This is a genomic window from Paenibacillus thailandensis (assembly GCF_042685365.1).
GTDB lineage: Bacteria > Bacillota > Bacilli > Paenibacillales > Paenibacillaceae > Paenibacillus_AP > Paenibacillus_AP thailandensis.
This window is the reverse complement of sequence record NZ_JBHUMY010000006.1, coordinates 68,292-84,311: the sequence shown is the minus strand read 5'-3', so window position 1 is coordinate 84,311 and position 16,020 is coordinate 68,292. Positions and strand designations below refer to the sequence as shown.

Annotated in this window: 11 protein-coding genes; all 11 read right to left on the bottom strand. The window is 58.7% G+C overall.

Translation table 11 applies throughout. The annotated features are described in order from the left end of the window. The 11 genes from ACFSW5_RS05280 to ACFSW5_RS05230 all read right to left on the bottom strand — a co-directional run bounded on the left by ACFSW5_RS05280 (window position 1) and on the right by ACFSW5_RS05230 (window position 15,984). Window positions 1-1,272 (bottom strand): methionine gamma-lyase family protein, encoded by a 1,272-nt coding sequence (locus ACFSW5_RS05280; protein ID WP_379270367.1) that lies wholly within the window; start codon window positions 1,270-1,272, stop codon window positions 1-3. A 245-nt stretch (window positions 1,273-1,517) separates the two neighbouring features. Beyond that, the gene (locus tag ACFSW5_RS05275; RefSeq protein ID WP_379270366.1) at window positions 1,518-2,519 is read right to left on the bottom strand and encodes an AAA family ATPase; all 1,002 of its coding nucleotides are present in this window, start codon (window positions 2,517-2,519) and stop codon (window positions 1,518-1,520) included. Between the two features lie 148 nt (window positions 2,520-2,667). Next, window positions 2,668-3,324 (bottom strand): YdcF family protein, encoded by a 657-nt coding sequence (locus tag ACFSW5_RS05270; protein WP_379270365.1) that lies wholly within the window; start codon window positions 3,322-3,324, stop codon window positions 2,668-2,670. Further along, complete coding sequence (locus ACFSW5_RS05265; RefSeq protein WP_379270364.1) at window positions 3,321-3,878, bottom strand: DUF402 domain-containing protein; 558 nt, start codon at window positions 3,876-3,878, stop codon at window positions 3,321-3,323. The genes ACFSW5_RS05270 and ACFSW5_RS05265 overlap by 4 nt, the downstream gene beginning before the upstream one ends. A 419-nt stretch (window positions 3,879-4,297) precedes the next feature. Then, window positions 4,298-6,817 carry a PBP1A family penicillin-binding protein gene (locus ACFSW5_RS05260; RefSeq protein ID WP_379270363.1) on the bottom strand — a complete coding sequence of 840 codons (2,520 nt, stop codon included), beginning with the start codon at window positions 6,815-6,817 and terminating at the stop codon, window positions 4,298-4,300. Between the two features lie 154 nt (window positions 6,818-6,971). Beyond that, complete coding sequence (hfq, locus tag ACFSW5_RS05255; protein WP_379270362.1) at window positions 6,972-7,217, bottom strand: RNA chaperone Hfq; 246 nt, start codon at window positions 7,215-7,217, stop codon at window positions 6,972-6,974. After that, window positions 7,214-8,245: a tRNA (adenosine(37)-N6)-dimethylallyltransferase MiaA gene (miaA, locus tag ACFSW5_RS05250; RefSeq protein WP_379270361.1), complete on the bottom strand. Its 1,032-nt coding sequence runs from the start codon at window positions 8,243-8,245 to the stop codon at window positions 7,214-7,216. The genes hfq and miaA overlap by 4 nt, the downstream gene beginning before the upstream one ends. Next, a complete protein-coding gene (locus ACFSW5_RS05245; RefSeq protein ID WP_379270360.1) occupies window positions 8,229-9,020 on the bottom strand; it encodes a class I SAM-dependent methyltransferase in 792 nt (263 codons plus the stop codon). The genes miaA and ACFSW5_RS05245 overlap by 17 nt, the downstream gene beginning before the upstream one ends. After that, the gene (gene mutL, locus ACFSW5_RS05240) at window positions 9,017-11,314 is read right to left on the bottom strand and encodes a DNA mismatch repair endonuclease MutL (RefSeq protein WP_379270359.1); all 2,298 of its coding nucleotides are present in this window, start codon (window positions 11,312-11,314) and stop codon (window positions 9,017-9,019) included. The genes ACFSW5_RS05245 and mutL overlap by 4 nt, the downstream gene beginning before the upstream one ends. A 204-nt stretch (window positions 11,315-11,518) precedes the next feature. Further along, window positions 11,519-14,359 carry a DNA mismatch repair protein MutS gene (gene mutS, locus ACFSW5_RS05235; RefSeq protein ID WP_379270358.1) on the bottom strand — a complete coding sequence of 947 codons (2,841 nt, stop codon included), beginning with the start codon at window positions 14,357-14,359 and terminating at the stop codon, window positions 11,519-11,521. A 164-nt stretch (window positions 14,360-14,523) separates the two neighbouring features. After that, the gene (locus tag ACFSW5_RS05230) at window positions 14,524-15,984 is read right to left on the bottom strand and encodes a putative amidoligase domain-containing protein (protein WP_379270357.1); all 1,461 of its coding nucleotides are present in this window, start codon (window positions 15,982-15,984) and stop codon (window positions 14,524-14,526) included. Between the last annotated feature and the right edge of the window lie 36 nt (window positions 15,985-16,020).

Here is a 16,020-nt window from a genome sequence, read left to right as displayed (position 1 = left end):
TTACAATAATCCGCTGCCGACCATTTTGTGCAAAGCTGTCAAAACGCCATATTTCGCGTGCGCATACGTTAATCCGCCTTGCATATAAGCGATATACGGCTCGCGGATCGGCGCGTCGGCCGACAGCTCCAGGCTGCCGCCTTGAATAAAGGTGCCGGCCGCCATAATGACCGGATGCTCGTAACCCGGCATGTCCCACGGTTCGGGAACGACATGCGCATCGACGGCGGCCGCCTGCTGGATGCCTTGCACGAACGCGACCAGATGCTCCGGACTGCCGAAGCGCACGGCTTGAATCAGATCGGTCCTCGGCGCGTCCCAGCGCGGATTCGTTTCGAAGCCCAGTTTCTCGAACAGCGCCGCGGCCAATATGCTGCCCTTAACGGCTTGTCCGACAAGATGGGGCGCAAGGAATAGCCCTTGGTAAATCGAGCGCAGCGTCCCGAGCATCGCGCCCACTTCGCCGCCGATGCCCGGCGCGGTTAACCGGTAGGCGGCCGCTTCAACCGCTTTCGCCGTTCCGGCGATGTAGCCTCCTGTTTCGGCAAGCCCGCCGCCCGGGTTTTTGATCAGAGAGCCCGCCATCAAGTCGACGCCAACCTCGGTCGGCTCGAGCAGCTCTGTAAATTCGCCGTAGCAATTGTCCACGAACACGAGGACGTCGGGCTTGATCGCTTTCACCTTTCGGACCATCTCGCCGATTTGCCCGACGGTAAACGACGATCTCCAGCTGTATCCGCGGGACCGCTGTATGCCGACAACTTTCGTCCGTTCATGAATGGAAGCCTCGATGCGCTCCCAATCCAAGCCGCCGTCTTCCAAAAGCGGCACCTCGTTGTAGCCGACTCCCCAATCCTGCAGCGAGCCCTTGCCGTCGCCCGGCTTTCCGATTACTTTATGAAGCGTATCGTACGGCTTCCCCGTTATATATAACAGCTCGTCCCCCGGGCGCAGAACGCCGAACAAGGCGGTGCCGATCGTATGCGTCCCGGACACGAAATGCGGCCGTACTAGCGCCGCCTCGGCTCCGAATACGTCCGCATATACCTCGTCCAGCACCTCCCGGCCGCGGTCATTGTAACCGTAACCGGTCGAACCCGCAAAATGAAAGTCGCTGACCTGATGTTTCTGGAACGCGCGAATCACTTTCCATTGATTGCGTTCCGCTATGTAATCGCGATGCCGCAGCTGCTCGTCCGCCAGCCGCTCCGCCTCGGCCGCCAGCTTCTCCAGCTTCTCCCAGGCGGCTTGTTGTTCTTGCTGCCGTATCATGTTTCGTATATTCTCTCCCTTATGCGATCAAGACGCCAAACGTCAGTCGAAAGTTGCAGCCGCCTCTCCGGCGTAAACGCCTTGTCGTGCGGCCCTCCTCAATTATACAAGGTTCTGCAAAAAGTGCAAAAGGTACTGCAGAAAGTGCAAAAAAGCCGGCGATAAACCGGCTTTGCTTCAAAAATAAAAAAATACAAGTTCGTTCCTTATTGATGGGCTATCTTTCTCGCCGAAACGGTTCGTCCTTATAACTTGGATGACGAAGCCGATTCCGCTTGCCATTTCATGTCTTCCGGCCGGATCGTCATCAGCTCCTGCTTGGGAGGCACGCCGCTGGCGTACTGATTGAGCAGCCTTACCGCCTGATGGCGGATCGACTTCTCGATGACGTTCCGTACATATCTCGCATTGCTGAAAGAGAACATGTCGTTCATCTTCTCCGTCATCAAATGCTGCCTCAGCTTAAAAACGGACTGCGGCATCAGAACGTAGTCGCGGTCCTTGGCCATCAGTTCCGCAATCTGGATCAGCTGATCGATCGAATAGTCCGGGAAGTCGATCTGAATCGGGAAACGCGAAGGCAATCCCGGGTTCGTAAGCAGAAATTGCTCGATTTCCAGCGGATAACCGGCCAAAATCAAAATAAACTGGTTCCGGTGATCCTCCATCGCTTTGACGAGCGTATCGATCGCTTCTTTGCCGAAATCTTTTTCCCCGCCTCTTGCAAGGCTGTAGGCTTCGTCGACGAACAATACGCCTCCCAGCGCTTTGCGGACCAAATCTCTCGTTTTTTGAGCCGTATGGCCGATATATTCGCCCACGAGATCTGCGCGCTCCACTTCGATCAGATGCCCTTTGGACAACACGCCCATCTTCTGGAACAGCTTGGCGATAATGCGCGCGATCGTCGTTTTGCCGGTGCCGGGGTTTCCTCTGAAAATCATATGATATACCTGGGAGCCGCCATGCAGCCCCGCCTCCGAACGCATGCGCGAAATATACAGCAGCGCATAAATTTCGTACACGAGCGCCTTCACGTTTTCCATTCCGATCATCGGATCCAGCTCCTTCTGGATTTCCGCGAAATGATCGGACGGCGGCAGCGGCTTTACGGCTGGCAAAGCCTCGCTTTCCGGCTGATGCGCAGGAGCGGAAGCCTGATTCGTATCATACCCTCTTAACACGACGTTAATCTGACGGGACGGTCTCGTACCGTTCTTCATTCCCGAAATGGAGTGTCCGTTCATCTGTTGCATCACCTATCCTTCGCACCGTCATGGATTGCGGCCTGCCTCTTTACGCCCCGTTCGCAGCACGCGCAAGGCATATCCCGCATTACAAATGTATTCTAGCGGAATCGGTCATATTAACAGTTTTGGAACGGATGCTCGTTTGTTATCCGGCTCCCAAGCTCAGCAACAGTTCGTCCAGCTTCCATTTCGTGTAAGCCAGCACCTCGCGGGACTCGTTTTTTACCGGATTCAATACTTCGGACGGAAAAGCCGCCATCGTATAATTCGAGTAATCCAAAAAACCGGCGATCTCGTCCGCTCTCGACGCGTGGTAATCATGCGTCACGATAAGCAGCCGGTCCAAATCGTACGCTTCGGCAATCGGCTTGCTGAACAGCAAATTCTCGTAAGTGCTCCGTGCTTTCAGCTCCAGCAAGAGCTTGTCCTCCGGAACGCCGAGCGCGACCAAATAGTTTCGCATGCCTTCCGCCTCCGTCAGCTTGGAGCCGTTGCCGTCCAGTCCGCCGGTCAAGATCAGTTTCCCGACCTTGCCCTCCTTGTACAGCCCGTAGGCAGAATCAAGCCTCTCCTTTAACGCCGGACTGGGCATGTCGTTCCACAAGGCCGCTCCCAGCACGATCGCCGCATCCGCCTTGGGCGCGTCCCTTGAATAATCGTAGCCGTTAATAAGATACAATAAATACCCGCACCAGAATACACCCGCCACGATGCACCAGCTCATTAAACGAAACAGAAGCAGCCACGGGCGGGCGGATTTCCGCTTCCGCGAGCTGCTCCCTCTGCGATTGTTCGGTTTCATGATTCGCTTACCTCTCCCATTCGCTCCAGCAGCGTCTTGCGATGCTTCAAGCTCATCGTAAAATAACGGAACCTTCCGCCCTTGATGCTTGACAGCAGCTTGCCGGCCGTTTTGCGGGCCAAGGCCGCCTCCTTGCCCGTGACGTCGCCGACGGCGACCGCTTCCTCCAGTTCATCCTCGTCTAGCAGGAACACCTCGCCGCTCGGCAGCACGACGACGTCCAAATATAAATCGTCAAACCACGGAACCTGCTGGTCGGTAAGCCCCTGCGTCTTGCAGACGTCGATATACCACTGCACGACGCGTCCCTTGTCGTCAAACATCGTCGTAACGACGAAATGCTCCCCTCTCGGAAAATGCTGCATCCATAAATATCCGCGGTCCGCCACGCACAAACGCTTGCCGTTGTATTCTTTCCATAAAGGCTCCCGAAGCTCATGAATGCGGTAAAACGTAACTAGCCCTCTAAACTCGTCGCTGTCCAATGCCAGGCTGGAAAAGCTTTTGCGCAATATCCGCCGCCAATTGGCCCTGTCTGAAAATTTTCGTTTCATACGGAACGTACCTTTCCGCTGAGATAACCTCTTGAAGAGGCGTGCCGGATCGTTTTTTCCCACATAAGAATTTTTATAAATTGTTCAGCCACTCCGATACTCGAATTCTTATTGGCGATCAATACTGCCGCTTAAGCGCGGTCGCTCATCCTCGAAGGACTTCGATAGCGGTTTTTCTTATAACGAGAAAAATCCCTTCTACATATATGTATTCTCTTTACAAAAAAGATTACCATAACTTAGGGGCTATCTCCAGCCAACTTGCAAAATAAACCAAGCCGGCCGCTCCGAAAAGTAAAAAAACGCTACAAACGCCGCAATGAATCGGCAATCGTAATCCATCGCGCAAATTAAAAAACGCCGCCCCGAGCATCGGGCGGCGCTTTGTCGTTTATTATTATGAATCGAAGCCTTCCCGTTTACGGAACGGCGACGCCTTGATTCGTATCGATGCCGATTCCGTCTCCTTCGCCGACGCCGATCTCGGAGCCTGCAGCCGGATCGCTGCCGTTATCGGCATCACCCTGATCCGGTTGTTCTTCGGAATCGGTGCCTGGCGGCGGCGTCTCGGTGCCTTCTCCCGGCGTCTCGACAGGCGTTTCGACCGGCGGCTCGGTCACGACCGGAGGAATTTCCGGCTCGACCGTATCTCCCGGCGTCGGAGTCGGTTCCGGCGTCACTTCGGGGAATTCGAGCTCCGCTTCCGGTATTTCGACCGTGACGGTGGCCGAAGGATCGCTCGTGCTGTTCGTGGCCGGGTCGTAAGCGACGACGTAATATTGATAAGTCATGCCCAGCGAAATGTTGATGTCTTCCGCCGTCGTTCCCGACACCGAATCAAGGAACGGCTCAAACGACGCGGCTTCCGCTTCCTTCCGGAAAATCTGGTACGTTATCCCTTCGCCGGGGGCGGCGTTCCAGGACAGCTGTACCTTCATTTCCTCCGGCAAGAAGTTCGCCGTAAAGCCGTTTACCTCCGCAAGCTTCGTTGGGGTCGGAGTCGGCTCCGGGGTCGACGGCGCTTGGCTGAAGCTTCCCTTCTCCATCCCTTCCATCGCTTTCGTCATCACTTTGGAGAACATGGCGGCCGCTTGGCCGCTGCTATTTTTCAACACGTGCTGCTCGTCGGTTTTGTCGTATCCCATCCATACCGCCGCCGTCCATTGCGGCGTGTAGCCGACAAACCATACGTCGCGGTTGGCGCTGGAATCAAAGCCTTGAAGCCCGTGCTGCGTCGTCCCGGTTTTGCCGGCGACCGGTCTGTTCATCGCCGCTTTTTTGCCCGTTCCCGACTGCACGACGGCCTGCAGCATTTCCGTCATGTAGCTTGCGGTAGATTCCTTCATGACCCGCTCGCCCTTGGAGCCTTTAAATTTATAGACCGCGTTTTTGGCGCGGTTTTCGATTTTGACGATCGCGTGCGCTTCAACGGAGACGCCGTCGTTCGCAAAAGCGCTGTACGCCGTTGCCATCTGCAGCGGCGTAACTCCTTTCGTCATGCCGCCAAGCGCGATGGTCAAGTTTTTGTCCTGATCCTCAAATTCGAATCCGAGCTTCTCGGCGAACTTCATCCCGGTCGACAAGCCGATTTGGTTCAGCATCCATACCGCCGGCAAGTTGCGCGATTCCTCGACGGCCTTCAGCATCGTGACCGGCGTCGCCCCGTGCGCGTCTTTCGGACAATAGGAACCGAAGCATCTTTGATCGTTCTCGAGCACGGTCGACGGGGTATAATCTCCCGATTCCAGCGCAGGCCCGTACGAAACGATCGGCTTGAACGCCGAACCCGGCTGGCGCTGCACTTGAGCGCGGTTCAACCCTTTGCGCACGTAATCGCGGCCGCCGGCAATCGCCTGAATGGCGCCGTCGCTATGATCCATAATAACCATCGCGCCTTGAACCTTCTGGTCGTCGACGCTGCTCTCGAAGTTGGAATCGTCCGCGAACTCTTCTTCGACGGCTTTTTGCGCCTGCTGGTTCAGCGTCGTATAAATCGAGTAGCCGCCGATGCGCAGCTCGTCTTCCGTAATGTCCGGCATCACTTTGAGCGCCTCGTCCACGACATAATCGATAAAGGCGGGATAAGCGTTATTGTCGGTCTCTTCGATATTGTCGGGCGCAACATAGTCTACCGCCTTCGCTTCTTCCATCTCGCTTTGCGTAATGAGGCCTTGATCGTACATCAGCTGCAGCACGACGCCGCGGCGCTCCTTCGAAAGCTCCGGATTGCTAAGCGGGTTGTACCGGCTCGGCGCCTTCGGCATGCCGGCCAGCGTCGCCATTTCCCACAGCTCCAAATCTTGAAGGTCTTTGTCGAAATACAGCTTTGCGGCCGCCTTCACGCCGTAGACGCCTTTCCCCATATAAATCCGGTTCAAGTACATCGTAATGATTTCTTCCTTCGACATTTTGTTCTCGAGCGCAACCGCGATGGAAGCTTCGGTCGCCTTCCGGAAAAACGTCTTGTCGGAAGTCAAAAACATATTTTTCGCCAGCTGCTGCGTAATGGTAGAACCGCCTTCGACGGCGCTGCGGGCGATAACGTCTTTGACGAGCGCCCGGCCGATCGCCCACAGGTCGATCCCGGAATGCTCGTAAAACCGCTGGTCCTCCGTCGCGACGACCGCCTCGATCAGCTGCTTCGGAATCTCCGAATAATCCGCGCTGTCGCGGTTGTTCTGCTGGTCGACTAGCTGGGCGACCTCAACGCCGTTGGCGTCATAAATGACGGACGGCTCGCCGATGACGAACTTCTCCGCATTCTCGGACAAGATGCGTTCCCCGTTCAAAATGATGAGCAAGTAACCGATAATCCCGCATATAATCGCGATAACGACCGTAAAAAACAAACCGAAAAACCATTTCCTCGGCGATCGTTTCTTTTTCTTCTTGCCGGTGTTTCTGCTATTGCTTCTACTGCCTGGTTTATCTGCAACCATGTATAGCTCCCCTCCTGTAACACAACGCCAGCCGTTAAGCCTGTCTTGTTGTAATTTGCCCCGGAAATGCAAGAACAACCCACGAATGCGGGTTGCCCTTTGCATACCGCTATTTAAATTAAACGCTCGGCAGAGCAGAAAGTTTCAGTCCCCATTAACCTTCCGATTGGTTATTGTTGTCTTGAACAAGCGATACGTTGCGTTGCGGGGTAAACGTCGAAATGGCGTGCTTGTAAACCATTTGTTGACGACCGTCGCTGTCGATAATGATTGTGAAATTATCAAAGGCCTTGATCGTGCCGCGAATTTGAAACCCGTTCATCAGAAACACGGTAACCGGAATGCTATCTTTACGCAACTGGTTCAAGAACGTATCTTGAATATTAATGGATTTATTCATTGGACGTTACCCCCGTCTAAAAAAGATTGATTAGAAGTATATTCAAGATGGACTTGAAACTTTCCTTCTATTATACCATGGATCGCCGCCAAATTGTTGTTAAAATTTGCTCCAGCGTCAATCCAATGAATGTCACTCATATGCCTGAACCAGGAAAGCTGCCGTTTGGCAAACCTGCGCGTATCCCGCTTCAGCAGCTCCACGGCCGCCTCCAGCGTGCACTCGCCTCTCAGGTAGGAGGCGATCTCCTTGTAGCCGAGCCCTTGCATGGCGACCGCATGCGGAGGCGTTCCGCCGTTAATCAGCCGCCTGACCTCATCGACGAGCCCCTGCTCCATCATCAGGTCGACCCGCCGCTCGATTCTTCGATAAAGCTCCTCCCGCTCCATCGTCAAGCCGATGATGCACAGCTCGTAAGGAGACACTTTGCGCTGCTTCGCCGTCTGGGAGGACAACGTCTCCCCGGTCAAATGGTAAACCTCGAGCGCGCGGATAATCCGCCTCCGGTCGTTCGGATGAAGCTTCTCCGCCGAAGCCGGATCGACTTCCGCAAGCCGCCTGTGAAGCGCCTCCGCGCCGTATTGTTCGGCGTAGCGGTGCTGCTCCTCGCGAAACGCCTCGTCGGATCCGTAATCCGCGAATTCGTAGCCGTAGCAGACCGATTCGACGTACAGCCCCGTCCCGCCGACGATAAACGGCAGTTTGCCCCTGGCATGGATGCCGGCGATCGCTTCGTTGCAGCGCTCCTGAAAATCCGCGACCGAAAACGGCGTATCCGGATCGCATATGTCGATCAGGTGATGCGGGATGCCTTGCTGCTCTTCCGGCGTTATTTTGGCCGTGCCGATATCCATTCCGCGGTATACTTGCATCGAATCGCCGCTAATGATTTCCGCGTTCCATGCTTTGGCCAGCTCGATGCTCAGCTTCGTCTTGCCGACGGCCGTCGGGCCGACCAATACAAGCAGCGGCGGCTTGGCTTCGCCGGGACGTGCCGCGGACTCCGCCTTGCTAGTTGTTGCCGTCAACATCAATCACTCCATAAGCTATTTTCGACGTGTTCGCATGGCGCCGTTCAAACCCGAGGCGCTCGAACTCGCCGCTATCCTTGTGTTCCTTCATGACGACGCTTTTTCGCGCGACGCGAACGGCGTGGGCTACCGCCTCGGGCGAAAGCGCGTCTTCGTTCGCGAGCCCGCGCAGCGGCTCGAGGGCGCTCGATTCGTGAATGGGCTCGCGAAACATCGGGTCGAAATAGACGATGTCGACGCTGCGGTCGGGCTGCCGCCGCAAATAATCCAAATGGCTTGCGTTCACCATCCGGATTCGGCGCATCGCTTCGTCCGCGTCGGCAAGGTCCGACTTGTATGTCGCAAGCCCTTCGCGGACGACGACGTAAAGCGGCAGCTGGCTTTCCAGCGCCGTCACCGAGCCGCCCGGACCGACCGCATACGAGAATACGAGCGCGTCAGCGCCAAGCCCGGCCGTGCAATCCAGTACGGAATCCCCGGGCACGCAGCGGGACACGGCGACAAGCGGATCGGACTCGCCGGCGCGCAGCCGTTTCACGCGGACATAAGCCATGCTCGGGTGAAAATAAAGCGGGGCATTCTTCGGGCCCGCGTAATAATACCGCAGCTCGCGGTCGGTTACGACCATCAGCTTGTCGTCCCGCAGCTGTTCGGACAGTTTGCCCAGCGTCCGATTGTTGCGCGGCGCGAGCCGCGCCGACAACTCCTTCGCCAGGGCGGCCGCTTTGGACAGCGCCTCCGGCTTCGGGCGGTCCGACGTCGTTACGATCATGACATCACCCGCTTAAACATTTTTTCCAGCTGATAATTGGATATATGAACGATAATCGGGCGGCCGTGCGGACAAGTATAAGGCTGTTCGCACGCCGCAAGGCGGGCGATGAGCGCCTCGCCCTCTTCTCTTGTCTTGCGGTCGTTCGCTTTAATCGACGCCTTGCAGGAACACATGATGGCCGCCTTCTCCCGCAGCCGCGCAATGTCGATCGATTTGCGCTCGGCAATGATCAGCTCCGCCATCTCCTCGACGATCGCCTGCTCCTCGCCTTTCGGGAACCATTCCGGATAAGCCCGGACCAGAAACGTTTGCGGCCCGAACGCTTCGACCTCGACGCCCGCTTCGCGGAACAAATGAAGCCTGTCCTGCAATTGCGCCGCCTCACCGGCCGTCAATTCCAGCGTCAGCGGGATGAGAAGCTGCTGGCTTGCAGCTATAGGGTTTCCAAATTTATGAAAATAGTATTCATAGTTGATTCTTTCGTGAGCGGCGTGCTGGTCGATCAAATAAAGCCCGTCCTCGGATTGCGCGATCATGTAGGTGCCGTGCATCTGCCCGATCCAAGTCAGTTCGGGAAAAGCGGCCGACGTCTTGGCCGCGTCTTGGCCCGCGTCCGGAGTCCAGGGACGCTTCGGCACAAAGCCGGCATCGGCGGCATCGCTCCGTATTTCTACGCGCCCCGTTCCTTCCTTCCGCATATCGGACGCGGAATCGGCGCTCGCGGCCGTTCCGCCTTCGTCGAAACCATAATCGCCGCGCCCCGCGGCTGCCGCCGCTTCCGCCGCCGGCGCTTTCGTTCCGCTTGCGGCTTCAACCGCAGACGCCGCTTCGGAAACGGCCGCGTCATAGGCCGCCGCAGTCTCGCGGGCAGCTTCTTGAAGCCCCGGACCGCGCTCCGCCGCATAATCCGGCGATGAAGCCGAGAAATCGTCTCGGCGGCTCGCCACGCCCCGCGGCGGGGCGTACAGCCTTTCGGTCGCATCCTTCGGCACGTACGGCTCGCTGCGGCTCATGCCGTTCCGGAACGTCTGCGGCGAGCCGCCGCCGAACGCCCGCTTGCCTTCCGCCGCCCCGCCTGAGATGCCGTTTGCGGCCGGAGCGGAAGGAGACCCCGCCCGCCCGCCGCCTGAAGGCGCACTATTCGACCCGATGGCGAAAGAAGTCGATTCGTCGCCTGAAGATGCGAAAGACGGCGAATCGGTCGTGTCGAAATTCGGCGGCCGATGGAAGGCGATCGCTTCCTGCACGTAAACCGGACCCGAACGCTGCGGCTTGGAGACCGATTCGGGCCCGGGAATATAACGCTCGCTGCGGAGCGCCTCGCGGACGGCTTTCTCGACAAGCTCCTTCAGCTCCGCCTCCTTGCTGAACCGGACCTCCATCTTCGACGGATGAACGTTAACGTCCAGCAGGCTCGGATGCATGCCTACTTCCAGCACGACGAGCGGAAACCGGTTGATCGGCAGCAGCGTATGATACGCCTGAACGATCGCCTGGTTCAGCGCATAGCTCCGGATGTAGCGGCCGTTTACGATCGTCGTCATGCCGTTCCGGTTGGCACGCGTCAGCTCCGGTTTGGAAATAAAGCCGCGCAGCTCGAAATCGGCGTTTTCGGCCTCGACGGACAGCATCGATTTGGCCGCGCTCGAGCCGTATACGGCCGCAATTACCTGAAGCCGGTCTCCCGTCCCGAGCGTCCGCAGCAAGCTGTTGCCGTTATGCGTCAGCGTAAAGGCGATGCCCGGATGGGCCAACGCGATCCGGTTTACATAATCGGAAATATGTCCCAATTCCGTCTGAATGGACTTCATATATTTCAAGCGGGCGGGCGTATTGTAAAACAAATCCTTCACCGTCATATCCGTCCCTTGCGGACAATTTGCCGGCTCGTTCGCCGTTACCGCGCCGCCTTCGATGGCAAGCCGCCGGCCCAGCCCCGTCGTCTCCGGAGAAGAGACGGCCGTAAGGCGCGACACGGCCGCGATGCTCGGCAGCGCTTCGCCGCGGAAGCCTAGGCTCGCGATGCGGAACAAATCGCTGGCCGAGCTTATTTTGCTCGTTGCGTGACGTTGGAAGGCCGTTTCGATGTCGTCCGGATCGATCCCCGAGCCGTTGTCGGTCACCCGGATCAGCGTCAGACCGCCCTCCTCGATCGCGATATCGATCGCGGTGCTGCCCGCGTCGATGGCGTTTTCCACAAGCTCCTTGACGACCGAAGACGGACGTTCGACCACCTCGCCGGCGGCGATCTGGTTCGCCAGCTGATCGTCCAGTACCCGAATGTTTCCCATAGACAAAAGCCTCCCTTCCAAGCTACTTGACCTCAATGGAATGTATAATTTCCAAGGCGGCCGGAAAAACGAATGAATTCGGTGAGGCGATAAAAACGGCCTGCTGCCTGCAAAGCGAATTCGCTTTGCAACGTTTGAGTCCGATCGACCGCGCTTCCTTCGACAGAGCATTTATCGCCTATCGCCGATTCAAGCCTTAAACCTTTATAGATCTTTTAACGTGCGTTTCATTTCGTTCAACCATTGCATCGCTTCAAGCGGCGTCATATTGAACAAATCCAGGTCGCGCAGCGCCGCAAGCTGGCCGCTCAGCCTTTCGGCCTTCATCTCCGCCTTGCGCAGCGCTTGGACAAGCGCCGGCGACGATGCGGCTGCGGCCGGCGACGGCTTCGGCGCGGGATCGTCGAAGATGGACAATTGAACCGGAACGGCCGGCTCTTCCATCGCCGCCGACGCGGCCGCTTCGCGCTCCGCGTCGATCGGGGCGTACAACGTATAGCCGGCAGAATCCGCCTGCCGGTCCGCCGAGCCGCTAGGCGCCGAGCTCTCCCGGACCGCGGCGGATGCCGCGCTTTCGCGGGCGGCCGGTTCCCCGGAGACTTCGCCGGAGCGCGCGTCTTGCGGCGCGGCGCTTCCCGGCTTCTGCAGCGCGTTTGCGGATTGTTCCAGTCCCTCGAGCAGCTCGTAAGCCCGTCCGATTACCGAATCCGGCAGGCCGGCGAGACGCGCGCAATAAATGCCGTAGCTTGTGCTCGCCGCACCCGGAATAAGCTTGCGGAGGAACGTGACGTTGTCCCCGCTTTCCTCCACCGCCATGCAGACGTTCGCCAGCGACGGGAGCGACTCCTCCAAATGCGACAGCTCGTGGAAGTGGGTGGACACCAGCGCTTTGCAGCCGATGTGATGATGCACATGCTCGATAACCGCCTGCGCGATCGCCATGCCTTCGGACGTCGAGGTGCCGCGTCCAAGCTCGTCGATAATGACCAGGCTGTTCCGCGTCGCCCGCTCCGTCATAAGCTGAATGTCCTTCATTTCGACCATAAACGTGCTTTGGCCGCCGATCAAGTCGTCCGCCGCCCCGATCCGGGTGAAGATCCGGTCCACCAGCGGAATCTCCGCCGATTTGGCCGGGACGAAGCAGCCGATCTGCGCCATGATGACGATAAGCGCCACCTGGCGCATATACGTGCTTTTGCCGGCCATGTTCGGACCGGTGATGAGCAGCATGGAACGGCCGTCTTTCGTTAGCGAGGCGCCGTTCGCGATAAACGGCGTTCCGTCCATGACCGCTTCCACGACCGGATGGCGGCCGTCCTGTATGTGCAGGTCGTACCCGCCGCTGACGGACGGCCGTACGTACCGGCGTTCGGCGCTGACGAGCGCGAGCGACTGGTACACGTCAAGCTCGGCAATCGTCTCGGCCAGCTTCTGCAGCCGATGCAAATGCCCGGCGATATACTCCCGAAGCTCGACGAATTTCTCGTATTCGATATCGACCATCTTCTCTTCCGCTTCGAGAATGAGCCGTTCTTTCTCTTTCAGCTCCGGCGTTACGAAACGCTCGGCGCTGGCCAGCGTCTGCTTCCGCTCGTAGCGGCCTTCGGGAAGCATGTGCAGATTCGCCTTCGTCACTTCCAGATAATAGCCGAACACTTTGTTGTAACCGATCTTCAGCGACTTGATCCCCGTCGCCTCCCGCTCCTTGCGCTCGAGCTCGGCCAGCCATTTTTTCCCGTTCGTGCTCGCTTCCCGCAGCTGGTCCAGATAAGAGTCGTAGCCGCTGCGGATCAAGCCGCCTTCGCGGATCGATACGGGGGGCTCGTCCACGATGACGGTAGCGATCGCCTCCGCCAGATCGGCGCAGCCGTCCACGCCGGCGACCAGCCTTTCCATCGTGGCCGAGCCGGACGCCGCCGCAAGCGCACTCAGCTGCGGCACCCGCTCCAGCGAGCTTTTGAGCGCGTTCAGATCGCGCCCGTTCGCGCTGCCGAAGGCAACCCGGCCGACCAGACGCTCCAGATCGTAGATTTGCTTCAGCTCGGCGCGCATATCGTCGCGCAAAATCAGGTTGCGGTACAACGTGTCCACCGCTTCCAGCCGGGCTTCGATAGCCGCGGCGTCCAGCAGCGGCTTGTCGATCCAGCGTCGGAGCAGCCTTGCGCCCATCGACGTCTGCGTGCGGTCAAGCAGCCACAGGAGCGAGCCTTTCTTGCTGCGGTCCCGTACCGTTTCCGTCAGCTCCAGGTTGCGCCGCGTATAATGGTCGAGAACCATATATTGATGGGTCTCGTAACTGCGGACGGCGCGCACGTGACCGAGCGACCGTTTTTGCGTCTCCTCCAGATACCCCGTCAAGATGCCGACCGCCGCAAGCCTGTCCGCGGACAGCTCCGCAAGCTGTCCGCTTCCGAACTGCTCCTCCAGCTTGTCCGCCGCCGTATGTTCGCGAGGCGTCAGAAGCACCGGCCGGTTCCACGAAGCGATCCGCCGGATCTGCTCAAGCAGCTTGGCGGGCCCTATCAGCTCCGACGGCCGGTACACGTTGGCCTCGTCGAGCAGCGCCTCAAGAGAGGCCGCAACAGACGTGACGTAAAGCTCGCCCGTCGACAGGTCGCACGCCGCAAGCCCGTAACCGCTGCCGTCGCCGGCCGCAAGCGCAACGATAAAGTTGTTGCTGCTATCGGGCAGCGACTTCGTCTCCATGACCGTACCGGGCGTAATGACCCGGACGATCTCGCGGCGCACGACGCCTTTGGCCGCGCCGGGGTCCTCCACCTGCTCGCAAATCGCCACCTTATATCCTTTATCTACCAATTTCGCTATGTAATTGTCGGCCGAATGATACGGAACGCCGCACATCGGAATTTTTTCCGAACCGCCTCCGTCCCTGCCGGTTAGCGTAATTTCCAGTTCGCGCGCGGCCGTAACCGCGTCCTCAAAAAACATTTCGTAAAAATCGCCGAGCCGAAAAAACAAAAACGCGTCCTTCGCCTGCTCTTTGATCGCAAGATATTGCTGTATCATCGGGGTGTAGCCAGCCATTCCGCCCCTCCTATCCATTCTCGGTTGATATCTTCTAACGCCGAAGCGGTTCGTCCTTAAGACATGGACGCTTTCTGCCATTTCCGCTTGCGCCATTCTATTATTATAACAAGCGGGAAAGGAGGATGCTATAAGGCTGTTTCCCCGCTCCGGCCGCGGAGAGCTCATACCATGGGCGGAATACGCCATTTGATGCGTATATCGGCCCCTTCGTTCCATACCGTGCCGCGCCGGGCGGCCTCGAGCACCGGCTCGATATAGGCTTCGTATTGCGCATAAGACGGGGTTGCGGCCAGCGCGGCGGACAGCTCGTCGAGGCACGCGGACAATGCCGTCCGGTCGCCGGCATAATACGCGGTTATGTAACGTTCTTCCGCGGACGGCAAATACGACAGAGACCATGTCTCCTTGGCGCAGAGCAAAGCAAGCGCAAACGCGGCTTTGGCCGCCGCGGGCGACACAAGCCAGCTGGGCAGCGTCCGGTACTCGAAGCCGTGCGGCTGCAAGCGGAAGTCGCCGAGCGACCCGTAGCGGGGACGTCTGCCCCGGCCGGCCGGGTCCTCTACGAGCGCAAGGGGAAATGCGGCGTAGCTGTCCAGCTGCCGCAGCAGCAGGCTCGTCAGCGGAGCGCCGCTGAAATGGATATGGCCGCCCAGACCGATGCCGCGCGCCGGCATCGCACCCGCCGCCCAGCGAAGCGAATATCCGCCGCCGATCCGTTTGGCCGCGCGCATCAGCAGCTGCCGGACATTGGCCGCAAGCGCCGCCGGATTGTCCGCCGGCTCGGGACGGAGCTCGGCTACGGGGTAAAGCAGCCTGCGGCCAACCCGCAGCACGTCCGTTCCGGCGGCAGCCCCGGTGCTTTCGCCCAAATAACGCGCCGCCGAGGCGACTTTCCCGTCGGGCTTCAGCAGCAGAAATTCCGGGTCGGCGCCGATCATCAGACGGCGCTGCCCAGCTCCTGTCCCCTCGTCGTTCCGCAAGGACGCGTACCAGCGCGCGAAACGCTGCAAGCCGGCTCGCCGAAGCTGCACGTCCGTCAGCGGACTCACCTTGCGAACGGATGTCCGGCCGTCTTCTCCCAGCGCAACGACGGCTTCGCCGATATCGAGCCGGAGCGCGTACAACGCCCGAACGGCCGTACGGACGACGCGGCGGACGGCGGCATCAGACGGCCATAACGCGCCGGGATCGTCATTTCCGTTATCCCCCCGCCCTTGTTTGCCGATCGGTTGAATGCCGCTGACGGGATTGCCGGCGCTATCGAGACGCAAGATTTCAAGCGGATCGAGATGAACGATTTTGACCAGATACAGCCGGACGTAACCCCAATGGGTGGACTGCAAGCCGGCGCGCTGCCAGATGCGGCCGCGTTCTTCGTCGTCCATGGCGGCCGCTCTCGCGGCGCCGGCGTTCAGCAGCCATGCTCCCCGGAACTTCGCCATATCCGGATGCCGGTGTTCGGACAGCGCAAAAACCGCATCCCCGGCGTTCACTTCGCTCCAATGCCCGAAAGGCTTAACCGCATCTCCGTCTTTCCGCCTCGCGGACACCGCCGCGCCGCTGTCCGGCATCACGCGCTCAAGCCGCTCATAATCGCCATGCCAAATCCAAGTTACCGACATATCCGTCACCTGTTTTCATGATATCATCGACGCTTG